Annotated in this window: 24 protein-coding genes, 1 pseudogene and 2 other annotated features (1 of these 27 running past the window's edge); all 25 genes and pseudogenes read left to right on the plus strand. The window is 45.9% G+C overall.

Going from position 1 to position 23829, the window contains the following annotated elements:
- A protein-coding gene (locus tag MHB78_RS00590) for a CtsR family transcriptional regulator (RefSeq protein WP_046128826.1) crosses the window boundary here: on the plus strand, positions 1-173 show its 3' end. Its footprint begins 292 nt before the window's first position; the window shows 173 of its 465 coding nt (coding positions 293-465); its start codon lies off the left edge, out of view; it ends in the stop codon at positions 171-173.
- Positions 174-187: 14 nt separating this feature from the next.
- The gene (locus MHB78_RS00595; RefSeq protein ID WP_046128827.1) at positions 188-745 is read left to right on the plus strand and encodes a UvrB/UvrC motif-containing protein; all 558 of its coding nucleotides are present in this window, start codon (positions 188-190) and stop codon (positions 743-745) included.
- Positions 745-1836 carry a protein arginine kinase gene (locus MHB78_RS00600; protein WP_340033334.1) on the plus strand — a complete coding sequence of 364 codons (1092 nt, stop codon included), beginning with the start codon at positions 745-747 and terminating at the stop codon, positions 1834-1836. Before MHB78_RS00595 ends, MHB78_RS00600 begins: the two co-directional genes overlap by 1 nt.
- Complete coding sequence (gene clpC, locus MHB78_RS00605) at positions 1833-4265, plus strand: ATP-dependent protease ATP-binding subunit ClpC (protein ID WP_006640291.1); 2433 nt, start codon at positions 1833-1835, stop codon at positions 4263-4265. Before MHB78_RS00600 ends, clpC begins: the two co-directional genes overlap by 4 nt.
- Positions 4266-4341: 76 nt before the next feature.
- A complete protein-coding gene (gene radA / locus MHB78_RS00610; protein ID WP_046128829.1) occupies positions 4342-5721 on the plus strand; it encodes a DNA repair protein RadA in 1380 nt (459 codons plus the stop codon).
- Positions 5722-5724: 3 nt separating this feature from the next.
- Positions 5725-6801 (plus strand): DNA integrity scanning diadenylate cyclase DisA, encoded by a 1077-nt coding sequence (disA, locus tag MHB78_RS00615; RefSeq protein ID WP_046128830.1) that lies wholly within the window; start codon positions 5725-5727, stop codon positions 6799-6801.
- Between the two features lie 118 nt (positions 6802-6919).
- On the plus strand, positions 6920-8008 hold the full coding sequence (locus MHB78_RS00620) for a PIN/TRAM domain-containing protein (RefSeq protein WP_046128831.1): 1089 nt from the start codon (positions 6920-6922) through the stop codon (positions 8006-8008).
- 15 nt (positions 8009-8023) lie between these two features.
- Positions 8024-8719: a 2-C-methyl-D-erythritol 4-phosphate cytidylyltransferase gene (ispD, locus tag MHB78_RS00625; RefSeq protein ID WP_046128832.1), complete on the plus strand. Its 696-nt coding sequence runs from the start codon at positions 8024-8026 to the stop codon at positions 8717-8719.
- Complete coding sequence (ispF, locus tag MHB78_RS00630) at positions 8712-9188, plus strand: 2-C-methyl-D-erythritol 2,4-cyclodiphosphate synthase (RefSeq protein WP_046128833.1); 477 nt, start codon at positions 8712-8714, stop codon at positions 9186-9188. Before ispD ends, ispF begins: the two co-directional genes overlap by 8 nt.
- An 80-nt stretch (positions 9189-9268) precedes the next feature.
- On the plus strand, positions 9269-10729 hold the full coding sequence (gltX, locus tag MHB78_RS00635) for a glutamate--tRNA ligase (protein WP_046128834.1): 1461 nt from the start codon (positions 9269-9271) through the stop codon (positions 10727-10729).
- Positions 10726-10958, plus strand: a binding site (T-box leader). It overlaps the preceding gene by 4 nt.
- A gap of 76 nt (positions 10959-11034) precedes the next feature.
- A complete protein-coding gene (gene cysE, locus MHB78_RS00640; RefSeq protein WP_046128835.1) occupies positions 11035-11679 on the plus strand; it encodes a serine O-acetyltransferase in 645 nt (214 codons plus the stop codon).
- A 3-nt stretch (positions 11680-11682) separates the two neighbouring features.
- On the plus strand, positions 11683-13086 hold the full coding sequence (gene cysS / locus MHB78_RS00645) for a cysteine--tRNA ligase (RefSeq protein ID WP_046128836.1): 1404 nt from the start codon (positions 11683-11685) through the stop codon (positions 13084-13086).
- A gap of 2 nt (positions 13087-13088) precedes the next feature.
- Positions 13089-13548, plus strand: a pseudogene (locus MHB78_RS00650) (Mini-ribonuclease 3).
- Positions 13502-14251 carry a 23S rRNA (guanosine(2251)-2'-O)-methyltransferase RlmB gene (gene rlmB / locus MHB78_RS00655; protein ID WP_046128838.1) on the plus strand — a complete coding sequence of 250 codons (750 nt, stop codon included), beginning with the start codon at positions 13502-13504 and terminating at the stop codon, positions 14249-14251. The pseudogene MHB78_RS00650 and the gene rlmB overlap by 47 nt, the downstream one beginning before the upstream one ends.
- Positions 14252-14257: 6 nt before the next feature.
- Positions 14258-14770 carry a ribosome-dependent mRNA decay endonuclease Rae1/YacP gene (gene rae1, locus MHB78_RS00660; protein ID WP_046128839.1) on the plus strand — a complete coding sequence of 171 codons (513 nt, stop codon included), beginning with the start codon at positions 14258-14260 and terminating at the stop codon, positions 14768-14770.
- Positions 14771-14833: 63 nt separating this feature from the next.
- Positions 14834-15505 carry an RNA polymerase sporulation sigma factor SigH gene (gene sigH, locus MHB78_RS00665; RefSeq protein WP_046128840.1) on the plus strand — a complete coding sequence of 224 codons (672 nt, stop codon included), beginning with the start codon at positions 14834-14836 and terminating at the stop codon, positions 15503-15505.
- A gap of 81 nt (positions 15506-15586) precedes the next feature.
- Positions 15587-15736 (plus strand): 50S ribosomal protein L33, encoded by a 150-nt coding sequence (gene rpmG / locus MHB78_RS00670; RefSeq protein WP_006640304.1) that lies wholly within the window; start codon positions 15587-15589, stop codon positions 15734-15736.
- Between the two features lie 35 nt (positions 15737-15771).
- The gene (gene secE / locus MHB78_RS00675; protein WP_046128841.1) at positions 15772-15951 is read left to right on the plus strand and encodes a preprotein translocase subunit SecE; all 180 of its coding nucleotides are present in this window, start codon (positions 15772-15774) and stop codon (positions 15949-15951) included.
- A 176-nt stretch (positions 15952-16127) separates the two neighbouring features.
- The gene (gene nusG / locus MHB78_RS00680) at positions 16128-16661 is read left to right on the plus strand and encodes a transcription termination/antitermination protein NusG (RefSeq protein ID WP_046128842.1); all 534 of its coding nucleotides are present in this window, start codon (positions 16128-16130) and stop codon (positions 16659-16661) included.
- A gap of 171 nt (positions 16662-16832) precedes the next feature.
- Positions 16833-17258 (plus strand): 50S ribosomal protein L11, encoded by a 426-nt coding sequence (rplK, locus tag MHB78_RS00685; RefSeq protein ID WP_003178300.1) that lies wholly within the window; start codon positions 16833-16835, stop codon positions 17256-17258.
- Positions 17259-17357: 99 nt separating this feature from the next.
- Entirely contained in the window at positions 17358-18056 is a 699-nt protein-coding gene (gene rplA / locus MHB78_RS00690; protein ID WP_046128843.1) for a 50S ribosomal protein L1, read from the plus strand.
- 49 nt (positions 18057-18105) lie between these two features.
- Positions 18106-18248, plus strand: a sequence feature (ribosomal protein L10 leader region).
- 66 nt (positions 18249-18314) lie between these two features.
- Positions 18315-18815: a 50S ribosomal protein L10 gene (rplJ, locus tag MHB78_RS00695; protein WP_046128844.1), complete on the plus strand. Its 501-nt coding sequence runs from the start codon at positions 18315-18317 to the stop codon at positions 18813-18815.
- A 43-nt stretch (positions 18816-18858) separates the two neighbouring features.
- Positions 18859-19230, plus strand: a complete 372-nt coding sequence (rplL, locus tag MHB78_RS00700; RefSeq protein WP_046128845.1) for a 50S ribosomal protein L7/L12 — start codon at positions 18859-18861, stop codon at positions 19228-19230.
- 139 nt (positions 19231-19369) lie between these two features.
- Entirely contained in the window at positions 19370-19975 is a 606-nt protein-coding gene (locus MHB78_RS00705; RefSeq protein WP_046128846.1) for a class I SAM-dependent methyltransferase, read from the plus strand.
- A gap of 250 nt (positions 19976-20225) precedes the next feature.
- Positions 20226-23807, plus strand: a complete 3582-nt coding sequence (gene rpoB, locus MHB78_RS00710) for a DNA-directed RNA polymerase subunit beta (RefSeq protein ID WP_046128847.1) — start codon at positions 20226-20228, stop codon at positions 23805-23807.
- Positions 23808-23829 lie beyond the last annotated feature (22 nt).

Raw genomic sequence — 23829 nt, forward strand, 5'->3', positions numbered from 1 at the left:
CTTCAGATGACATCATTTTACGGCTGTTGGAAAATGGAGTGATCACGGAAAGTGAAGCAAAATTGATGGTCAGTGTAATGGATCGTTCTGTTCTATATATTGATTTGCCTGAACGGGATGAGTTAAGGGCTAGAATGATGAAAGCCATGCTGAAATCACTGAAATTTAAGTAAAGCGGGTGAAAAGCGTGATATGTCAAGAATGTAAAGAAAGGCCGGCAACTTTTCACTTTACGAAAGTCATTAATGGCGAGAAACAAGAAATGCATATTTGTGAACAATGTGCGAAAGAGAACAGTGAATCATACTCTATGAATGAGAACAACGGATTTTCTATTCATAATTTATTATCCGGTTTGTTAAATTTTGATTCATCATTTACAAATACCGGGGAAGCTCAGCTTTTTCAGCAGCCTGAACAAGTCTTGCGCTGCAAAAATTGCAATATGTCATTCCCGGAATTCCGAAAAACGGGGCGTTTTGGATGTTCGGAGTGCTATAAAACGTTTCACTCTTACATCACCCCGATTTTACGGAAAGTCCATAGCGGCAACACCGTCCATGCTGGAAAAATTCCGAAGCGGATCGGCGGAAACCTTCATGTGAGAAGACAAATCGAAACGTTGAAAAGAGAGCTTAACGAATTGATTCAGCAGGAGGAGTTTGAAAAAGCGGCCAATGTCAGGGACCAGATCAGATCACTTGAACAAAACTTGGACACAAACAATAAGGAGGGGGAAGACTGATGTCACTGCAGCGTTTTATTCAGGACGCTTTAAGCAATTGGATGCGGCAAGAAGGCCCTGAAAGTGACATCGTGCTGAGCAGCAGGATTCGTCTTGCCCGCAATTTAGAGAAAGTCCGCTTTCCCACACTTTTTTCGAATGAAGAGGCTTCAGCCATTATTGCCCTATTTGAAGAGCAATTCACCGGATATGAAGTGCCGGGCATCGGTAAGTTTGAACTGGTGAAAATGGAGCAGATTCAGCCGCTGGAGAAAAGGGTGCTTGTTGAGAAGCATTTGATCAGCCCGCATTTGACAGAATCCTCTTTAGGAGCGTGCCTTCTTTCTGAAAAAGAAGAAGTCAGCATTATGCTGAATGAAGAAGACCATGTCCGCATTCAATGCCTGTTCCCTGGTTTTCAGCTGTCTGAGGCTTTAAAAGCGGCCAATCAAGTCGATGACTGGATTGAAGAAAGAATCGATTACGCTTTCTCTGAGCAAAGAGGCTACTTGACAAGCTGCCCTACGAATGTGGGAACGGGACTCAGGGCATCTGTCATGATGCACCTTCCTGCTCTCGTATTAACAAGGCAAATTAATCGAATTATACCGGCAATTAATCAATTGGGCCTTGTGGTTAGAGGAATTTACGGTGAAGGCAGCGAAGCTTTAGGGAATATCTTTCAAATTTCGAATCAAATCACTCTTGGAAAATCGGAGCATGACATTGTTGAAGACCTTAACAGCGTGGTTGCCCAGTTAATCGAACAAGAACGATCTGCGAGGAGGGCGCTTTATCAGACTTCGCAAATTGAGCTTGAAGACCGTGTCTACAGATCTTACGGCGTTTTATCGAACTGCCGGATGATCGAATCAAAAGAGACGGCAAGATGCCTTTCAGACGTTCGGCTCGGAATTGACCTCGGTATCATTAAAGGTCTTTCGAGGAATATATTGAATGAACTGATGATTCTGACTCAGCCCGGCTTCCTGCAGCAATATTCGGGAGGGGCATTAAGGGCTAACGAGAGGGACATCAGGAGAGCAGCCCTCATCAGAGAACGATTGAAATTAGAAAACAACGGCAATAGACAGGAGGATGAAACGATATGATGTTTGGAAGATTCACAGAAAGAGCACAAAAAGTATTGGCGCTTGCCCAGGAAGAGGCTCTGCGCCTCGGGCACAATAATATTGGAACTGAGCATATCCTGCTGGGACTTGTCCGCGAGGGAGAAGGGATTGCTGCAAAGGCGCTGCAGGCGCTGGGACTCAGCCCAGATAAAATTCAAAAAGAGGTTGAGAGCCTGATCGGCCGCGGACAGGAAATGTCCCAATCCATTCACTATACACCGAGGGCAAAAAAAGTGACGGAACTCGCGATGGATGAAGCGAGAAAGCTCGGGCACTCATATGTCGGAACCGAACACATCCTCCTGGGATTAATTCGTGAAGGCGAAGGCGTCGCTGCCAGAGTGCTGAATAATTTGGGCGTCAGCTTGAATAAAGCAAGGCAGCAGGTGCTGCAGCTGTTGGGCAGCAATGAGAGCGGAGGCGGCGCGTCAGGGGCAAACAGCAATGCCAACACACCTACCTTGGACAGCCTCGCCCGCGATTTGACCGCGATTGCAAAAGAAGACAGCCTCGATCCGGTCATCGGGCGCAGCAAAGAAATTCAGCGCGTCATCGAAGTACTGAGCCGCAGAACGAAAAACAATCCTGTGTTAATCGGGGAGCCCGGTGTCGGTAAGACAGCGATAGCTGAAGGCTTAGCCCAGCAGATCATCAATAATGAAGTGCCTGAAATTTTGCGTGACAAGCGGGTGATGACGCTTGATATGGGAACGGTAGTTGCAGGTACAAAATACCGCGGGGAATTTGAAGACCGCCTTAAAAAAGTGATGGACGAAATCCGTCAGGCAGGAAACATCATCCTGTTTATCGATGAACTTCATACACTGATCGGTGCAGGCGGAGCTGAAGGGGCAATCGATGCCTCCAATATCCTGAAGCCTTCCCTGGCGCGCGGAGAATTGCAATGCATCGGGGCTACAACCCTTGACGAGTATCGCAAATACATTGAAAAAGATGCTGCGCTTGAACGGCGCTTCCAGCCAATTCAGGTAGATCAGCCGTCACCTGAGGAAAGCATTCAGATTTTGAAAGGGCTGCGGGACCGTTATGAAGCACATCACCGCGTTTCTATCACTGACGAAGCGATCGAAGCGGCTGTTAAACTGTCAGACCGGTATATTTCCGACCGCTTCCTGCCTGACAAAGCGATCGATTTAATCGATGAGGCCGGTTCAAAGGTTCGACTGCGTTCATTTACAACGCCTCCTAACCTGAAAGAGCTTGAACAAAAACTCGATGAAGTCCGTAAAGAAAAAGATGCCGCAGTTCAAAGCCAGGAATTTGAAAAAGCAGCGTCATTGCGCGATACGGAGCAGCGTTTGCGGGAACAGGTAGAAGAAACCAAGAAAACGTGGAAAGAAAAGCAGGGGCAAGAAAACTCCGAAGTGACGGTTGACGATATTGCGATGGTAGTATCAAGCTGGACCGGAGTGCCTGTGTCAAAAATCGCCCAGACTGAAACAGATAAGCTGCTGAATATGGAAAGCATCCTTCATTCGCGGGTTATCGGTCAGGATGAAGCGGTTGTCGCTGTTGCGAAAGCAGTAAGACGCGCGCGCGCCGGACTAAAAGATCCGAAGCGCCCGATCGGCTCGTTTATTTTCCTCGGACCGACCGGCGTCGGTAAAACAGAGCTTGCCCGCGCGCTTGCAGAATCGATTTTCGGCGATGAAGAAGCGATGATCCGCATCGATATGTCTGAATATATGGAGAAGCATTCGACATCAAGACTCGTCGGTTCTCCTCCGGGATATGTCGGCTATGATGAAGGCGGACAGCTTACTGAAAAGGTGAGAAGAAAACCTTATTCAGTCGTCCTGCTCGATGAGATTGAAAAAGCCCACCCTGATGTCTTCAATATTCTGCTGCAAGTGCTTGAAGACGGCCGTTTGACAGATTCAAAAGGACGCACTGTTGACTTTAGAAATACAATCCTGATCATGACGTCAAACGTCGGCGCAAGTGAGCTGAGAAGAAACAAATACGTCGGGTTTAACGTACAGGACGAAACGCAGAACTACAAAGATATGAAAGACAAAGTCATGGGCGAATTAAAACGCGCCTTCAGACCGGAGTTCATCAACCGGATTGATGAAATTATCGTTTTCCACTCTCTGGAGAAAAAACATTTGAAAGACATCGTCTCCCTCATGTCAGACCAATTGACAAAGCGTCTGAAAGAACAGGATCTTTCAATTGAATTGACAGAGGCGGCAAAAGAAAAAATCGCCGAAGAAGGCGTTGACCTTGAATACGGAGCCCGTCCGCTCAGAAGAGCCATCCAGAAACACGTCGAAGACCGGCTGTCTGAAGAGCTCTTGAAGGGCAACATTACAAAAGGGCAGCATATCGTGCTCGATGTGGAAAACGGAGAGTTTGTCGTAAAAACCGAAGCTAAAACGAACTAATATAGAGAAAAAAGAAAGAGGCATACGATTGACCAGTATGCCTCACTTTCTTATAAAAGGGAGATTTTAAAAATCTATGGCTAAAACAAAGACTAAATTTATTTGCCAATCGTGCGGCTATGAGTCCGCCAAGTGGATGGGAAAGTGCCCGGGATGCGGCGCATGGAACACGATGGTGGAAGAAACGATTAAAAAGCCGGCCGCCAACCGAAGAACCGCTTTTGCACATTCCGTTCAAAGGGTTCAGAAACCGTCCCCCATCTCATCGATCGAAACGACGGAAGAGCCGCGGATCAAGACGAAACTGGGCGAATTCAACCGCGTGTTGGGCGATGGAATCGTCAAGGGCTCGCTTGTTTTAATCGGAGGCGATCCCGGCATCGGAAAGTCAACTTTGCTGCTGCAGGTATCTGCCCAGCTTGCCGATGCAAATGAAAACGTCCTGTACATATCAGGAGAAGAATCTGTCAAACAAACGAAGCTGAGAGCGGACCGGCTGGGGATCAACAGTTCAACTCTGCACGTTTTATCTGAAACCGATATGGAGTATATTACGTCTTCTATAGAAGAGATGAACCCTTCATTTGTTGTGGTGGATTCGATTCAAACCGTTTATCAAAGCGACATTACCTCTGCCCCGGGCAGCGTGTCCCAGGTTAGAGAGTGTACTGCGGAGCTGATGAGGATTGCCAAAACAAAAGGAATTCCGATTTTTATCGTCGGGCACGTCACGAAAGAAGGCTCGATTGCCGGACCGAGACTGCTTGAGCATATGGTCGACACCGTCCTTTATTTTGAAGGGGAGAGGCATCATACTTTCCGGATTTTACGAGCCGTCAAAAACCGGTTCGGTTCGACAAATGAAATGGGGATTTTTGAGATGAGGGAAGAAGGCCTCACAGAGGTGCTGAACCCGTCGGAAATTTTTCTTGAAGAGCGTTCGGCGGGCGCAGCCGGATCGAGCGTCGTAGCATCAATGGAAGGGACGAGGCCGGTCCTCGTCGAAATTCAGGCGCTGATTTCGCCGACAAGCTTCGGCAATCCCCGCAGGATGGCTACCGGGATCGATCATAACCGTGTGTCGCTATTGATGGCCGTGCTGGAAAAAAGGGTCGGCCTGCTTCTTCAAAACCAGGATGCCTATTTAAAAGTCGCCGGCGGCGTGAAGCTCGATGAACCGGCGATAGACCTCGCCGTTGCGGTGAGCATTGCGTCAAGCTTCCGGGATACCCCGCCGAGTCCGACCGATTGTTTTATCGGTGAGGTCGGGCTGACAGGAGAGGTCCGCAGAGTATCGAGAATCGAACAAAGGGTTCAGGAAGCGGCCAAGCTCGGGTTCAAGAGAATGATCATTCCTGCCGCAAATGCGGACGGATGGACAAAACCGAAAGGAATTGAGGTCGTCGGTGTTGAAAATGTAGCTGAGGCTCTTCGAACTTCATTAGGAGGATCATAATAGATGGAAAAAGAAAAAAAAGGAGCGAAACAGGACCTTTCAGAAATTTTGCAGTTTGTCGCGCCGGGGACTCCTCTCCGCGAGGGAATCGAAAATGTGTTGCGGGCGAAAACCGGCGGGTTAATCGTCGTCGGTTTTAACGATAAAGTAAAAGAGGTTGTTGACGGCGGATTTCACATTAATTCCGCTTTTTCACCCGCCCATTTGTACGAGCTTGCGAAAATGGACGGTGCGATTATTCTAAGCGATTCGGGTCAGAAAATCCTCTATGCCAATACGCAGCTCATGCCGGAAGCCACGATCCCTTCCTCGGAAACAGGGATGAGGCACAGAACCGCAGAGCGTGTGGCAAAGCAGACAGGGTGCCTGATCATCGCCATATCCGAAAGACGGAATGTGATCACGCTTTATCAGGAAAACATGAAATATATTTTAAAAGATATCGGCTTTATTTTAACAAAAGCCAACCAGGCGATTCAGACTCTTGAAAAATACAAGCTGATCTTGGACAATGCCATTTCTACATTGAGCGCTTTGGAGTTCGAAGAGCTTGTCACATTCGGCGACGTCATTTCCGTGATGCATCGCTATGAAATGGTGCTGAGAATCAAAAATGAGATTAATATGTATATTAAAGAGCTGGGAACGGAAGGACATTTAATCAGGCTCCAAGTCAGCGAACTGATCACGGACATGGAGCAGGAAGCGGCCCTCTTTGTGAAAGACTATGTCAAAGAAAAAATCAAAGACCCGTTCGTCCTTTTAAAACAGCTTCAGGATATGTCAAGCTTTGAATTGCTGGATGATTCCATTCTGCTGAAGCTTCTAGGTTATTCAGCTACTACGAATATGGAGGAATACGTGTTCCCGCGCGGTTACAGACTTCTTCATAAAATACCCCGTCTCCCTATGCCGATCGTCGAAAATGTTGTTGAAGCGTTTGGCCATTTAAAGCTTATTATCGAGGCTGATGTAAAAGAATTGGATGAAGTGGAAGGAATTGGGGCTGTTCGTGCCCAAAAGATAAAGAAAGGGTTAAAACGGCTTCAGGAAAAACATTATATCGATAGACAGCTGTAAGAAATTTTCAGCGAACTGATTAAAAATTGCAATTTATGGGTATATTATTTTTACTTTTTGTTTTCCCTTAAACAGCTGCTTTCATAAAAAATAAATGACAATAAAAGGAGGTGAAGGTATGTTGAAACGAATAGTTCTAGCGTTCTTTGCGATTTTGGGAGGCGTTATCGGTATTTTTCTAATACCGGAATTGTTTGTGTTGTTAAACGCACAGGACATACCTTTAATAACAAACCCGTATACGTCCGCTTGTTTGGGAGCCGTCATCTTTTTTCTGCTGGGCATCTGGTGTGCGGATCATGTGATCAACTGGGTGAAAGGGATTGAGGATTCTCTCATAAAAGCCCCTGTATCAGATTTGCTGTTCGGATCTTTAGGATTAATCTTCGGACTTATGCTAGCTTTTCTAATCGTCAATGTCATCCCGTTAAAAAACATCCCGTATCAGCTGATCAGTACGGTCATCCCGATCGTTCTCGCCGCTTTTCTCGGCTATCTCGGGTTCCGGGTAGGCTTTAAGAAAAAAGATGAGATGCTCACGCTGTTCTCGTCCCGGAAGAAAAAAGGAAATGCTGAAGAAGAGCGGACTGAAGAGGACAAAAAGCTGAAAATTTTAGATACAAGTGTTATTATAGATGGGAGAATTGCTGATATTTGTCAGACCGGATTTCTCGAAGGCGTCATTGTGATTCCGCAGTTTGTGCTGGAAGAGCTCCAGCATATCGCCGACTCTTCTGACGTCCTTAAACGAAACAGGGGACGAAGAGGGCTCGATATTTTAAACCGGATTCAAAAGGAACTGGATATCAAAGTTGAAATCTATGAAGGCGACTTTGAGGATATTCAAGAGGTCGATAGCAAACTGGTCAAGCTTGCTAAGCTCACGTCCGGGGTCGTCGTCACAAACGATTTCAATTTAAACAAAGTATGCGAGCTTCAGAAAGTAGCCGTATTGAACATAAATGATCTGGCCAACGCCGTCAAACCTGTCGTGCTTCCAGGGGAAGAAATGAAAGTGCAGGTAATTAAAGACGGTAAGGAACATAACCAGGGCGTGGCGTATTTGGACGATGGCACAATGATTGTCGTAGAAGAGGGACGGAACTATATCGGCAAACACATTGATGTGCTTGTAACCAGTGTGCTGCAGACAGCGGCCGGCAGAATGATTTTTGCCAAGCCGAAACTGCTGGAAAAGGCGCTTTAAAAAGGGAGACAGAAGATGAATTACGAAGTCGTCATTCCTGCCGCCGGACAAGGCAAACGAATGAATGCCGGAAAAAACAAACTGTTTATCGAGGCAAAAGGACTGCCAGTCATTATTCATACATTAAAGGTGTTTGAAGACCATGACGCCTGCAAAAGGATTATTCTTGTCATCAATGAGCGCGAATTCGGCGAATTTGACAACCTTTTGAAAAAGCATCATTTCAAGACACCGATCGAGATCGTTCCGGGCGGCAAAGAACGCCAGCAAAGCGTTTTTCAAGGCGTTAAAGCTGCCGGAAATGAAGAGATCGTTTTGGTTCATGACGGAGCCAGACCCTTTATTAAACGGGAGCATATCGAACAGCTTGTCATGAAAGCGAAACAAACGGGGGCAGCGATCGTTGCCGTACCCGTAAAAGACACGATAAAACGCGTTCAAGACGAAGAGGTAGCCGGAACGATTGAACGTTCAAGCTTGTGGGCCGCTCAAACCCCACAAGCTTTTCGTCTTTCTATTTTAATGAACGCCCATACCGAAGCTGAAGCAAAAGGCTTTCTCGGGACGGATGACGCGAGTTTAGTCGAGGAAGCCGGAGGCAAGGTCGCCATTATCCATGGGGATTATCAAAACATTAAGCTGACGACCCCTGATGACTTGCTCGTTGCCGAAGCGATATTAGAAGCGGAAAGAAGGAATGAACATGTTTAGAATTGGTCAAGGTTTTGACGTCCATCAGCTCACAGAAGGCAGACCGCTCATTATAGGGGGCGTCACGATTCCTTATGAAAAAGGGCTTCTGGGGCACTCCGACGCTGATGTGCTTTTGCATACGATTGCGGATGCCTGCCTCGGCGCCATTGGCGAAGGAGATATCGGAAAGCATTTTCCCGATACGGATCCGGAATTCAAAGATGCTGATTCATTCAAACTGCTTCAGCATGTATGGGCGCTTGTGAAAGAAAAAGGCTACACGCTTGTGAACCTTGATTGTACAATCATCGCCCAAAAACCAAAGATGGCTCCTTATATCGATGACATGAGAGCCAGAATCGCTGAAGGCTTGGAAGCGGATGTATCGCAAATTAATGTAAAAGCGACAACGACGGAAAAGCTCGGATTTACGGGAAGAGCTGAAGGAATCGCTGCTCAGGCTTCCGTTCTGCTCCAAAAGGCATAATTCATTTTGAAGACCGTTTCATTTGATGATAGAATAAATATAAATTTGAACTCTGATTGAGACGAAAGGAAGTTTGACAGATGGGAAACGAAGTTCGGGTCCGTTATGCGCCGAGCCCTACAGGCCATTTACATATCGGAAATGCAAGAACCGCTCTCTTCAATTATTTATTTGCCCGCAGCCAAGGCGGAAAATTCATTATCCGGATTGAAGACACGGATAAAAAGCGGAATATCGAAGGCGGGGAGCAGAGCCAGCTCAACTACTTGAAGTGGCTCGGCATCGATTGGGATGAAAGCATCGATGTCGGCGGAGAATATGGACCGTACCGTCAATCTGAAAGAAATGACATTTACAAAACATATTATGACGAGCTTCTTGAGAAAGGCCTCGCCTATAAGTGCTATTGTACAGAGGAAGAGCTTGAAAAAGAGCGCGAGGAACAGGCAGCCCGCGGAGAAATGCCTCGCTACTCCGGTAAATGCCGCAACCTGACAAAAGAAGAACAGGAAAAGCTTGAGGCTGAAGGAAGGAAGCCGAGCATCCGCTTTAAAGTCCCTCAAGGGGAAGTCATCACCTTCAAGGATATCGTCAAAGATGAGATTTCATTCGAATCGGACGGAATCGGCGATTTCGTTATCGTTAAAAAAGACGGAACGCCAACCTACAATTTTGCTGTAGCAGTCGATGACTATTTAATGAAAATGACGCATGTGCTTCGCGGGGAAGACCACATCTCAAATACGCCGAAGCAGATTATGATCTACAATGCGTTTGGCTGGGATATCCCGGTTTTTGGACATATGACGCTGATCGTCAACGAAAATCGCAAAAAGCTCAGCAAACGGGATGAATCGATTATTCAGTTTATCGAGCAATATGAAGAGCTCGGCTATTTGCCGGAAGCGCTGTTCAACTTTATCGCGCTGCTCGGATGGTCTCCGGTTGGAGAAGAAGAGCTGTTTACAAAAGAGCAGTTTATCGAGATATTTGATGTGAACCGTTTGTCAAAATCACCGGCTGTGTTTGACGCGCATAAACTGAAATGGGTCAACAACCAGTATGTGAAAAAGCTTGACCTTGATCAGGTCATCGATCTCGCGGTACCTCATTTGCAAAAAGCCGGCAAAGTATCTGAAGAGTTTTCCGAGAGCGAACGCGAATGGGTCTCCAAGCTGATTTCCCTTTACCAGGATCAATTAAGCTACGGTGCTGAAATCGTCGAGTTAACAGAGTTGTTCTTTAAAGAAGAAATCGAGTATAATCGTGAAGCAAGGACTGTTTTAGATGAAGAGCAGGTGCCTGAAGTGCTGAGTGCATTCGCCGAAAAGCTCGAACAGCTCGAGGAATTCACCGCAGATCAGATTAAAGCATCGATCAAAGCAGTTCAAAAAGAAACGGGGCATAAGGGGAAAAAACTGTTTATGCCGATCCGCGTTGCGACAACCGGACAGACACACGGTCCGGAGCTGCCGCAATCCATTGAATTATTAGGAAAAGATACCGTATTAAAACGTCTCAGTACATTGATCAATAAGTAAAATCGTTGACAGGGAGAAGTATAAAGCCAGCGGACTTTAAAGAGAGAGTCTTCATCGGCTGGAAAAGACTTAAGCGCCGGGCTTTAGAAATGCACCTCTTGAGACCTTTGAAGAACGTTCGCGAAACAAGTATTCAAAGGCGGTATCCGCCGTTATGGATTCGAGTTTGAGAAAACAGATCCGCTGTTTTCTAAACAGAGTGGAACCGCGTGTAAAAAGCGTCTCTGTCATCAGACAGAGGCGTTTTTTTATACGCAAAACAGATAACAGCAGAAAGCAGGAAGCGGGGAACGGGGGGAAATCGTGTGTTCTTTAAAATGCTGAAAGAAGATGTAGATGTCGTATTTGAACAAGATCCGGCTGCGAGAAGCTACATCGAAGTCATATTAACATATTCGGGGTTACATGCTATATGGGCGCATCGAATTGCACATGCTTTATATAAGAGAAAAAGGTTTTTCATTGCCAGAGCGATCTCTCAAATTGCCCGCTTCTTCACCGGGATTGAAATTCATCCGGGAGCCAAGATCGGCAGGCGCTTTTTTATCGATCACGGGATGGGGGTCGTGATCGGCGAAACGTGTGAGATCGGAAATAATGTGACGGTCTTTCAGGGCGTTACGCTCGGAGGAACAGGGAAAGAAAAAGGGAAACGGCATCCGACAATAGAGGATGATGCCATGATTTCAACGGGAGCTAAGGTGCTTGGTTCGATTACGATCGGAAGAGGCTCAAAGATCGGCGCCGGTTCGGTCGTCCTGCACGATGTGCCTGAATGCTCCACCGTTGTCGGCATTCCCGGACGTGTCGTAGTGCAAAACGGAAAGAAAATTAGACGCGACCTGAACCATCAGGATTTGCCGGATCCGGTTGCCGACCGCTTCAAAGAATTAGAGAACGAAATCAGGCAGCTGAAACAGGAGCTTTTAGAGAAAAGAAAGGGAAGATGAGTTGTGACCATTACACTTTATAATACGCTGACAAGAAAAAAAGAGCCGTTTGTGCCTCTTGAAGAAGGCAAGGTCAAAATGTATGTGTGCGGCCCGACCGTATATAATTACATTCACATTGGAAACGCAAGGCCGGCCATCGTATATGATACGGTCAGAAAATATTTGGAGTACAAAGGCTACGATGTTCACTACGTTTCAAACTTTACCGACGTGGATGACAAACTGATCAAAGCGGCAAATGAGCTCGGAGAAGAAGTGCCGGTCATTGCTGAACGGTTTATCAAGGCTTATTTTGAGGATGTCGGTGCGCTCGGCTGCTCAAAAGCCGACTGCCATCCGCGGGTAACCGAAAACATGGACGACATCATCGAGTTTATCCAGACGCTCATTGATAAAGGCTATGCCTATGAAGCGGACGGTGATGTTTACTATAAAACAAGGTCGTTCAAAGACTACGGCAAACTATCGCATCAGTCGATCGACGAATTGAGATCCGGCGCGCGGATTCAGGTGGGCGAGAAAAAAGAAGATGCCCTCGATTTCGCTTTATGGAAAGCGGCGAAAGAGAACGAAATCTTCTGGGATAGCCCTTGGGGCAAAGGCCGTCCGGGCTGGCACATCGAATGCTCCGCCATGGCGAAAAAATATTTGGGGGATTCGATCGATATCCATGCAGGCGGCCAGGATTTGACCTTCCCGCACCACGAAAACGAAATTGCCCAGTCTGAAGCTTTAACCGGCAAACTGTTTGCGAAATATTGGCTTCATAACGGCTACATCAATATTGACAATGAGAAAATGTCAAAATCGCTCGGGAATTTTGTGCTTGTGCATGACATCATTAAAGAGCACGATCCGCAAGTGCTGCGGTTTTTCATGCTCTCCGTTCACTACAGGCATCCGATCAACTATTCAGCCGAACTTCTCGAAAATACAAAAAATGCTTTTGGCCGATTAAAAACGGCTTATAGCAATTTGCAGCATCGCCTGAAAAGCAGTACAAATTTAACAGAGGGCGATTCCGAATGGCTTAAGAAAATCGAGGAGCAGAGGGAAGCTTTCGTTGCGGCAATGGACGATGACTTCAACACCGCGAATGCGATTTCTGTCCTGTTTGATCTTGCTAAGCACGCCAATTATTATTTGCAGGAAAAGAACACCGCTGAACATGTGATTCAAGCGTTCATTCAAATGTTTGACGAGATCTGCTCCGTTCTCGGATTCTCTCTTCAGGAGCAGGAATTGCTTGACAAGGATATCGAAGAGCTTATTGAAAAGAGAAACGAAGCCCGCAGAAACAGAGACTTCGCTACGTCTGATCAAATACGCGATCAGCTCAAAAGCATGAACATCATTTTGGAGGATACTCCTCAAGGAACCCGCTGGAAAAGAGGAGAATCGTAAACATGAATTTGGAAGCCGTTAAAGACGCCAAACAATTAAACGGTTTGGCGCTTGCTTACATGGGTGATGCCGTTTTGGAAATCTACGTCAGGCATCACCTGTTAAAGCAAGGTATGACAAAGCCCAATGATCTCCACAAGCACTCGAGCCGCTATGTTTCGGCAAAAGCGCAGGCGAGCATGCTGTTTGCCCTTGAAGAGCAGGATTTTTTCACAGAAGAAGAAAAGGCCGTGCTCAGAAGAGGGAGAAATGCAAAATCCGGAACAGTGCCTAAAAACACGGATGTCCAAACATACCGTTACAGCACTGCTTTCGAAGCCGTTATTGGATATCTTTTTCTTGAGAAAAAAGAAGCGAGACTTGAAGAGCTCATAAAAAAAGCGTTGGAAAAACGGGACGGCAGGGAGGAAGTCAAATGAGCCAGCAGCACGATTACGTCATAGGGAAAAACGCGGTAATTGAAACGTTAAAATCCGGCCGTGAACTGTACAAGTTATGGATGGCGGAAAACACGGTGAAGGGACAGGCACAGCAGGTCGTTGAGCTCGCCGCGAAAAAAGGAATCACGATTCATTATGTCCCCCGCAAAAAGCTCGATCAAATGGTTTCCGGCCAGCATCAAGGCGTCGTCGCTCAAGTCGCGGCTTATGAATACGCCGAGCTGGATGATCTTTTTCAAAAGGCCGAGGACAGAAATGAGCAGCCGTTTTTCATCGTTTTAGATGAAATCGAAGACCCGCATAATCTCGGATCGATCATGCGTACGGCTGACGCGGTCGGCGCGCACGGGATCATCATTCCAAAAAGGCGTGCCGTCGGCCTTACGACAACCGTCGCCAAAGCCTCGACAGGAGCGATCGAACATATACCGGTCGTGAAGGTGACGAACCTTTCGCGGACATTGGAAGAATTGAAAGAACGGGGCATTTGGATCGTCGGCACCGATGCGTCGGGAAAGCAGGATTACAGGTCGCTTGACGGAAACATGCCGCTCGCGCTTGTGATCGGAAGCGAAGGCAAAGGTATGGGAAGGCTTGTCAAGGAAACATGCGATTTCCTCATTCGCCTTCCGATGGCGGGAAAAGTCACGTCCCTGAACGCTTCGGTTGCAGCGGGACTGTTGATGTACGAAGTGTACCGGAAACGAAGCCCCTTGGGAGAATAGAAAAGGATGGATATCCTTTTAGTCGACGGTTATAACATGATTGGGGCGTGGCCTCAGCTGAAGGATCTGAAAGCGAACAGCTTCGAAGAAGCAAGGGACCTTTTGATTCAAAAAATGGCGGAATATCAAGCTTACACCGGTTTTCGGGTGATTGTCGTATTCGATGCGCATCTCGTGAAAGGAATCGAGAAGAAAAGGATCAATCACCGTGTAGAGGTGATTTTTACGAGGGAGAATGAGACGGCTGACGAGCGGATTGAAAAACTGGCGTCAGACTTGAACAACATTCAGACGCAAATCCATGTTGCCACATCCGATTATACCGAGCAGTGGGCGATCTTTGGACAGGGAGCGCTGCGCAAATCTGCGAGGGAGCTGCTGAGGGAAGTTGAAGCGATCGAAAGAAAAATCGAAAAACGCGTTAAAAAAATTACCACGGAGCGTCCCGTCGGAAAAATCCCTTTATCTGAAGATGTTTTGAAAATATTTGAAAAATGGCGGCGCGGTGATTTGGAGTAGGTTGACGCTTTTTTGCCCATTACTGTATAATATTTCTATCTACGAGCGGTCGGGGGGATCGGAGTGAACTTAGGAAACAACCAGGGAAAATTCAGCAAAGAACAGTTCAGCAAAGAACGGTTTTGCCAGTTGGAAGACGAGCAGGTCATTGAAATGGTTCATGTCGGAGACAGTGATGCGTTAGATTACTTGATTACAAAGTACCGGAACTTTGTAAGGGCAAAAGCGAGATCCTACTTTTTAATAGGGGCCGATCGGGAGGACATCGTTCAGGAAGGATTGATCGGGCTCTACAAATCTATCCGTGATTTTAGAGAGGACAAGCTGACTTCGTTTAAAGCTTTTGCCGAATTGTGCATTACCCGCCAGATTATTACCGCTATCAAAACAGCTACTCGCCAGAAACACATTCCGCTAAATTCTTATGTGTCGCTGGACAAGCCTATTTATGACGAAGAATCGGACAGGACGCTCCTCGACGTTATTTCGGGAGCTAAAGTAATGAATCCTGAGGAACTGATTATCAACCAGGAAGAATTCGATGACATCGAGCTGAAAATGGGTGAATTGCTCAGCGATTTGGAAAGAAAAGTTCTTGCACTCTATCTCGACGGAAGATCCTATCAGGAAATATCCGAAGAATTAAACCGCCATGTAAAATCAATTGATAATGCGCTCCAGCGCGTCAAAAGGAAGCTCGAGAAATACCTGGAGCTCCGCGAAATCAGCTTGTAGGGAAACCTGCGGCATATTGACAGTGATTTTGGGACTGTGATATCTTACTAAAGAAATGATTGTCCAGAAAAAGGTGTAAACATGAAGAAAAAAATCACGCTGGCCTGTAAAAATTGCGGGAACCGTAATTATACGACAATGAAAAGCTCCGCAGCTTTGGCTGAACGGCTCGAAGTAAAGAAATACTGCAATAACTGCAATTCTCATACAGTACATCTGGAAACAAAATAGGGTTTTTTGTTTTTAGGTTGTGGAGGTTTCTTACCATGGGTATTATGAAATTCTTTAAGAACGTCGGAAAAGAAATGAAGAAGGTCACGTGGCCAAAAGGAAAAGAATTAACGAGCTATACGGTCACCGTTATTACCACCGTTATCTTTTTCGTCATCTTTTTTGCACTGATCGATTCAGGAATTACTCAATTAATTCGTTTAATAGTTGAATAATGATCAGCATAACGTGTTATAATAGATCTTAATATGACTTGCCAAAAAACCCGTTCGACGGGTTTTTTCATTGTTTCAAAATATGAGGCTCGTATAAAAGAAGTGTCAGTTTCCCGGTACGGCCAATAAACATTAAGGTGTGGGGAGGGAAGGACTTAAAAGGGTCCTGAATGAGAATGGAAAAGAAATGGTATGTTGTGCATACGTACTCCGGCTACGAAAACAAGGTGAAAGCGAATTTGGAAAAACGGGTCGAGTCGATGGGGATGCAGGATAAAATCTTCCGCGTCGTCGTGCCTGAAGAAGAAGAAACAGATATTAAAAACGGCAAGAAGAAAGTTGTTAAAAAGAAGGTCTTCCCTGGCTATGTTCTTGTCGAGCTTGTCATGACGGACGACTCCTGGTATGTCGTGCGAAATACGCCGGGCGTGACGGGATTTGTCGGTTCTGCCGGATCAGGCTCAAAGCCGACGGCTCTGCTTCCGGGCGAAGTCGAAAAAATTCTGAAGCGGATGGGTCTTGAAGAACGCAAAACGGAAATCGACTTTGAACTGAAGGAAACCGTGAAGGTGATCGACGGACCGTTTGCCGATTTCACGGGCACGATCGAGGAAATCGACCATGATAAAAACAAAGTCAAGGTATTCGTTAACATGTTCGGGAGAGAGACCCCTGTTGAACTTGAATTTACTCAAGTTGACAAATTGTAATGGAAAAGCGCTTGAAATCACTATATAAAAGTGGTAATATACAAAGGTGCGTCTTGGCAAAAAGGCCAAGTCGGCTAGCTTGATATTTTTTCATCATTCATATAAAGAATGAGACCTTGAGTGGGAGGGTTCACCCTATTACCACATCACGGACTTAAGGAGGTGTGTCTCGTGGCTAAAAAAGTAGTTAAAGTTGTAAAATTGCAAATTCCTGCTGGGAAAGCAAATCCAGCTCCGCCAGTTGGTCCTGCATTAGGTCAAGCCGGTGTTAACATCATGGGATTCTGTAAGGAGTTTAACGCTCGTACATCTGACCAGGCTGGTCTTATCATTCCTGTAGAAATTTCGGTTTACGAAGACCGTTCATTTACATTTATTACAAAAACTCCGCCTGCTGCTGTATTGCTTAAAAAAGCGGCTGGAATTGAGTCAGGTTCTGGTGAGCCTAACCGTAATAAAGTCGCAACCGTTAAACGCGATAAAGTACGTGAAATCGCCGAAACAAAAATGCCTGACTTGAATGCGGCAGATGTTGAAGCGGCTATGCGTATGGTTGAAGGAACTGCCCGCAGTATGGGTATTGTGATCGAAGACTAATTTGTTTCTTTGTGGGTTGCGAGTTTGGATCAGACAAGTTCGCAACCCTTATTCGTGGGAGGTTATTTCCGCTAAAACCACTAAGGAGGAAATTTTGAAATGGCTAAAAAAGGTAAAAAGTACGTTGAAGCTGCCAAGCTTGTAGAGCGTACAAAAGCTTACGATGTAAACGAAGCGATCGAGCTCGTAAAAAAAACAAACACAGCTAAATTCGATGCCACAGTTGAAGCGGCATTCCGTTTAGGTGTTGACCCTCGTAAAAACGACCAGCAAATCCGCGGTGCAGTTGTTCTTCCGAACGGAACGGGTAAAACTCAGCGCGTCCTTGTTTTCGCTAAAGGAGAAAAAGCGAAAGAAGCAGAAGCTGCTGGTGCAGATTATGTAGGTGATGTTGATTACATCAACAAAATCCAGCAAGGCTGGTTCGATTTCGATGTAATCGTTGCAACACCTGACATGATGGGTGAAGTCGGTAAAATCGGCCGCGTGCTCGGACCAAAAGGTCTTATGCCAAACCCTAAAACAGGAACGGTTACATTTGAAGTTGAAAAAGCAGTAAACGAAATCAAAGCGGGTAAAGTTGAATACCGCGTTGATAAAGCCGGAAACATTCATGTTCCGATCGGTAAAGTGTCATTCGAAGACGAGAAACTTGTTGAAAACTTCGCGACAATGTATGACACAATCTTAAAAGCAAAACCTGCTGCTGCTAAAGGTGTATACGTGAAGAACGTTTCCGTTACATCTACAATGGGACCTGGAATCAAAGTGGACCCTTCAACTTTCAACGTAAAATAATATTGACTTAGCTTGATACGTTCTGATATAATTCAAAGCGTTGTAAAATAAAATATGTCCATTTATACCGTAGACAGTAGGTGCCTTCAGAGGCTTAATTTCCTACCGAGGTGTATATATATCACAGCTTTTACGCTACGTATGCTTGTATATACAGCCTCCATGTCGAATGGAGGCTTTTTATATGGAATCTGTCGTTAAAGAACGTGATCACCGAACGGTATAAGTGTTACACAAGAATCTACAGGAGGTGTAACCATGAGCAGCGCAATCGAAACAAAAAAAGTTGTTGTTGAAGAAATTACTTCTAAACTGAAAGAAAGTAAATCAACGATCATCGTTGACTATCGCGGTCTTAACGTAGCTGAAGTAACAGAACTTCGCAAACAGCTTCGCGAAGCTGGCGTTGAGTTCAAAGTTTACAAAAACACGATGACTCGCCGTGCGGTAGAACAAGCTGAGCTTGATGGTTTAAACGAGTTCTTAACTGGACCGAATGCGATCGCATTCAGCACAGAAGATGTTGTCGCTCCGGCAAAAGTTCTTAACGAGTTTGCCAAAAAGAACGAAGCTCTTGAAATCAAAGCCGGCGTTATCGAAGGCAAAGTTTCTACTGTTGAAGAAGTGAAAGCTCTTGCTGAACTTCCATCACGCGAAGGCTTGCTTTCTATGTTGCTTAGCGTACTTCAAGCTCCAGTTCGCAACCTTGCTCTTGCTGCAAAAGCTGTGGCAGATCAGAAGGAAGAACAAGGCGCTTAATCTTACCAGTCTTTAAAAATTAAAACAAATGGAGGAATTACAAATGGCTTTAAATATCGAAGAAATCATTGCTTCCGTTAAAGAAGCAACTGTTCTTGAGTTGAACGAATTAGTAAAAGCAATCGAAGAAGAATTTGGCGTAACTGCTGCTGCTCCTGTAGCTGTAGCTGGCGGAGCTGCTGCCGGCGGAGCTGCTGAAGAGAAAACTGAATTTGATCTTATCCTTGCTGGTGCAGGAGACCAAAAGATCAAAGTTATCAAAGTTGTTCGTGAAATCACTGGTCTTGGCTTGAAAGAAGCTAAAGAACTTGTTGACAACACTCCAAAACCTCTTAAAGAAGGTATTGCGAAAGAAGAAGCTGAAGAGCTTAAAGCTAAACTTGAAGAAGTTGGCGCTTCTGTAGAAGTTAAGTAATCTTCGCCTAATCTTTTAGGAGAAAGCTCGCTGTTAAAAGCGGGCTTTTTCTTTGCTAAATAAATGAGTTCTTTCCGCATAAGATAACCCATCTTGTCTCAAGATATCTGGAGAGTTCACCAACTGAGGAGGTTCTGGGATGACTGACCATTATTATTCGGAGAAACCTTCAGCAAAAAGCAGCAGAAAAACGTGGGCATTCCAATTAAGAAACCGGACGTTTACATTTATCAGCGACAGCGGAGTCTTTTCAAAAAATGAAGTGGACTTCGGTTCCAGACTGCTGATCGAAGCTTTCCGTGAACCTGATCAAGACGGTGATTTTTTGGATGTGGGCTGCGGCTACGGTCCGATCGGCATTTCGCTTGCTGCTGATTTCAAAGATCGAATGGTTCATATGATCGATGTTAATGAAAGGGCTGTAGAACTTTCAAAGGAAAATGCGTTAAATAATCAGATTGAAAATGTTACGGTATATCAAAGTGATCTGTTTTCCAACGTCGAACCTGCAAAACAATTCGCTTCCATTATCACCAATCCCCCCATACGAGCCGGGAAAAAAACGGTACACGCCATTTTTGAAAAAAGCGCTGAACATTTAAGGCCTTCAGGTGATTTGTGGGTCGTCATTCAGAAAAAGCAGGGCGGTCCTTCCGCTATTGAAAAATTAAAACAGCTTTTTGCGGACGTTGAAGTCGTCCAAAAAAAGAAAGGGTATTATATCATAAAAGCAAAAAAAGTTTGACTCGGATTTTCAGCTATGTTAACATTATAAAATGCCAATGTATATATTTTGCTTGCCGCTTTTAAGAAACGCCCAGACCTGTATAAAATATACATTTTTGGGAACGCTAATAAAATCGGTATTTTGTTTTTGGATGTGGTTTTCTAATTAGAAACCCTTTTTTCTTTTGTCTTGTAAAAGTATTTCTTACATATATGGGGAAGAAATGCTTGTTACACATATATTACGCATGATTTGAGGGGTGAATCAGTTGACAGGTCAACTAGTTCAGTATGGACGACACCGCCAGCGCAGAAGCTATGCACGCATTAGCGAAGTGTTAGAATTACCAAATCTCATTGAAATTCAAACCTCTTCTTATCAGTGGTTTCTTGATGAGGGTCTTAGAGAGATGTTTCAAGACATATCGCCAATTGAGGATTTCACTGGTAACCTCTCTCTGGAATTTATTGATTACAGCTTGGGTGAGCCTAAGTATCCGGTAGAAGAATCAAAAGAGCGCGATGTGACTTACTCAGCGCCGCTGCGAGTCAAAGTCCGCTTGATCAACAAAGAGACCGGCGAGGTTAAGGACCAGGAAGTCTTTATGGGCGATTTCCCTATCATGACTGACACCGGAACCTTTATTATCAACGGTGCGGAGCGCGTCATCGTATCTCAGCTCGTTCGTTCTCCAAGTGTATATTACAGTGGTAAAGTAGACAAAAACGGTAAAAAAGGTTTTACCGCGACTGTCATTCCAAACCGTGGCGCATGGTTAGAATACGAGACTGATGCGAAAGATGTTGTGTATGTCCGCATTGATCGCACACGTAAGTTGCCGGTTACGGTTCTTTTGCGTGCTCTTGGCTTCGGATCTGATCAGGAAATCATCGATCTTATCGGTGAAAACGAGTACTTGCGCAACACGCTTGATAAAGATAATACAGAAAACACCGACAAAGCGCTTCTTGAAATCTACGAGCGCCTTCGCCCTGGAGAGCCGCCGACGGTTGAAAATGCGAAAAGCTTACTTGATTCAAGATTCTTTGATCCGAAAAGATATGACCTTGCAAGTGTAGGACGCTACAAAATTAATAAAAAGCTTCACATCAAAAACCGTCTTTTCAATCAGCGGCTTGCTGAAACGCTCGTAGATCCTGAAACGGGTGAAATCCTTGCTGAAAAAGGAACGATTTTGGACAGAAGAACACTCGACAAAGTGCTGCCGTACCTGGAAAACGGAATCGGCTTTAAAAAGCTGTACCCGAACGGCGGAGTAGTCGAAGATGAAGTGACGCTTCAATCCATTAAAATCTTCGCTCCGAATGACCCTGAAGGGGAGCAGACGATCAATGTTCTCGGAAACGCTTATATCGAGGAAGGCGTTAAAAACATTACACCTTCTGACATTATCGCATCCATCAGCTATTTCTTTAACCTGCTTCACGGAGTAGGCGATACAGATGATATCGACCATCTGGGAAACCGCCGCCTTCGTTCAGTAGGCGAGCTTCTGCAAAACCAATTCAGAATCGGTTTAAGCAGAATGGAGCGCGTTGTTCGTGAAAGAATGTCCATTCAGGATACAAATACGATCACGCCTCAGCAGCTGATTAATATTCGCCCTGTCATCGCTTCAATCAAAGAGTTTTTCGGAAGCTCACAGCTTTCTCAATTCATGGATCAGACGAATCCGCTCGCTGAGCTGACGCATAAACGCCGTTTATCAGCGCTCGGACCTGGTGGTTTGACGCGTGAACGCGCCGGAATGGAAGTGCGTGACGTTCACTACTCCCACTATGGCCGGATGTGTCCGATTGAAACGCCTGAGGGCCCGAACATCGGATTGATCAACTCGCTTTCTACATTTGCGAAAGTGAACCGGTTCGGCTTTATTGAAACGCCTTACCGCCGCGTTGATCCTGAGACTGGAAAAGTAACGCCGAGAATCGACTATTTAACGGCTGATGAAGAAGACAACTATGTTGTGGCACAGGCGAACGCCCGCCTGAATGAAGACGGATCATTTGTTGACGACAGCATCGTTGCCCGCTTCAGAGGGGAGAACACCGTCGTTTCGAAAGACCGCGTTGACTACATGGACGTTTCGCCTAAACAGGTTGTTTCTGCCGCGACTGCATGTATTCCTTTCTTGGAAAACGATGACTCAAACCGCGCCTTGATGGGAGCGAACATGCAGCGTCAGGCTGTTCCGCTTATGCAGCCTGAATCGCCGATCGTCGGAACCGGAATGGAATATGTATCTGCGAAAGATTCCGGCGCCGCTGTTATTTGCCGCCACCCGGGAATCGTCGAACGTGTTGAAGCGAAAAACATCTGGGTGCGCCGCTATGAAGAAGTAGACGGACAAAAAGTAAAAGGAAACCTTGATAAATACAGCTTGCTGAAGTTCGTCCGTTCCAACCAGGGAACGTGCTACAACCAGCGTCCGATCGTAAGCGTCGGAGATGAAGTTGAAAAAGGTGAAATTTTGGCTGACGGTCCATCTATGGAAAAAGGGGAACTTGCCCTCGGACGCAACGTCATGGTCGGCTTCATGACATGGGATGGCTACAACTATGAGGATGCCATCATCATGAGCGAACGCCTTGTAAAAGACGATGTTTATACGTCTATCCATATTGAAGAATACGAATCAGAAGCCCGTGATACAAAGCTCGGACCTGAAGAAATCACCCGTGATATTCCAAACGTCGGTGAGGATGCTCTCCGCAACCTGGATGAGCGCGGAATTATCCGCGTCGGTGCCGAAGTAAAAGACGGAGACCTGCTCGTAGGAAAAGTAACGCCAAAAGGGGTTACAGAGCTTACGGCAGAAGAACGCCTGCTTCACGCCATCTTCGGAGAAAAAGCGCGCGAAGTCCGCGATACGTCACTCCGCGTTCCGCACGGAGGCGGCGGTATCATTCTTGACGTAAAAGTCTTCAACCGCGAAGACGGAGACGAACTGCCTCCGGGCGTCAACCAGCTTGTCCGCGTATACATCGTTCAGAAGCGTAAAATCTCTGAAGGGGACAAAATGGCCGGACGTCACGGTAACAAAGGTGTTATTTCGAAGATTCTTCCTGAAGAAGATATGCCGTATCTTCCTGACGGAACACCGATCGACATCATGTTGAACCCGCTGGGCGTTCCATCGCGGATGAACATCGGTCAGGTATTGGAGCTTCACCTTGGTATGGCTGCACGTCGCCTTGGCCTGCATGTCGCATCACCGGTATTTGACGGAGCCCGCGAAGAAGACGTGTGGGAAACGCTTGAAGAAGCCGGCATGTCAAGAGACGCGAAAACCGTCCTTTACGACGGCCGTACCGGAGAACCATTTGATAACAGGGTTTCCGTGGGTATCATGTACATGATCAAGCTTGCCCACATGGTTGATGACAAACTCCATGCCCGTTCAACCGGTCCTTATTCACTCGTTACCCAACAGCCTCTCGGAGGTAAAGCGCAGTTCGGCGGACAGCGTTTCGGTGAGATGGAAGTATGGGCGCTTGAAGCTTACGGTGCAGCATACACGCTTCAAGAGATCCTTACCGTTAAATCCGATGATGTCGTGGGCCGTGTGAAAACATACGAAGCGATCGTTAAAGGCGACAATGTTCCAGAACCGGGTGTTCCGGAATCGTTCAAAGTATTGATTAAAGAACTTCAAAGCTTGGGTATGGACGTCAAAATCCTGTCAAGCGATGAAGAAGAAATCGAAATGAGAGACTTGGAAGACGATGAAGATGCAAAACAAAACGAAGGCCTTTCATTAACAAATGATGAAGAAACCGAAGAGTTTGTTTCTGCTGACATAGAACGTGATGTCGTCACGAAAGAATAAACGAAATTATTTACGCAAGTGA

The sequence above is a fragment of the Bacillus sp. FSL K6-0138 genome (assembly GCF_037982765.1).
Classification (GTDB): domain Bacteria; phylum Bacillota; class Bacilli; order Bacillales; family Bacillaceae; genus Bacillus; species Bacillus glycinifermentans.

Coding starts and splice junctions, on each gene's coding strand:
- rplA (WP_046128843.1), top strand. CDS start 17,358: ATGGCTAAAAAAGGTAAAAAGTACGTTGAAGCTGCCAAGCTTGTAGAG.
- rplL (WP_046128845.1), top strand. CDS start 18,859: ATGGCTTTAAATATCGAAGAAATCATTGCTTCCGTTAAAGAAGCAACT.
- clpC (WP_006640291.1), top strand. CDS start 1,833: ATGATGTTTGGAAGATTCACAGAAAGAGCACAAAAAGTATTGGCGCTT.
- secE (WP_046128841.1), top strand. CDS start 15,772: ATGGGTATTATGAAATTCTTTAAGAACGTCGGAAAAGAAATGAAGAAG.
- rpmG (WP_006640304.1), top strand. CDS start 15,587: ATGAAGAAAAAAATCACGCTGGCCTGTAAAAATTGCGGGAACCGTAAT.
- MHB78_RS00600 (WP_340033334.1), top strand. CDS start 745: ATGTCACTGCAGCGTTTTATTCAGGACGCTTTAAGCAATTGGATGCGG.
- gltX (WP_046128834.1), top strand. CDS start 9,269: ATGGGAAACGAAGTTCGGGTCCGTTATGCGCCGAGCCCTACAGGCCAT.
- MHB78_RS00705 (WP_046128846.1), top strand. CDS start 19,370: ATGACTGACCATTATTATTCGGAGAAACCTTCAGCAAAAAGCAGCAGA.
- rae1 (WP_046128839.1), top strand. CDS start 14,258: ATGGATATCCTTTTAGTCGACGGTTATAACATGATTGGGGCGTGGCCT.
- rplJ (WP_046128844.1), top strand. CDS start 18,315: ATGAGCAGCGCAATCGAAACAAAAAAAGTTGTTGTTGAAGAAATTACT.
- radA (WP_046128829.1), top strand. CDS start 4,342: ATGGCTAAAACAAAGACTAAATTTATTTGCCAATCGTGCGGCTATGAG.
- nusG (WP_046128842.1), top strand. CDS start 16,128: ATGGAAAAGAAATGGTATGTTGTGCATACGTACTCCGGCTACGAAAAC.
- ispF (WP_046128833.1), top strand. CDS start 8,712: ATGTTTAGAATTGGTCAAGGTTTTGACGTCCATCAGCTCACAGAAGGC.
- disA (WP_046128830.1), top strand. CDS start 5,725: ATGGAAAAAGAAAAAAAAGGAGCGAAACAGGACCTTTCAGAAATTTTG.
- MHB78_RS00620 (WP_046128831.1), top strand. CDS start 6,920: ATGTTGAAACGAATAGTTCTAGCGTTCTTTGCGATTTTGGGAGGCGTT.
- ispD (WP_046128832.1), top strand. CDS start 8,024: ATGAATTACGAAGTCGTCATTCCTGCCGCCGGACAAGGCAAACGAATG.
- rlmB (WP_046128838.1), top strand. CDS start 13,502: ATGAGCCAGCAGCACGATTACGTCATAGGGAAAAACGCGGTAATTGAA.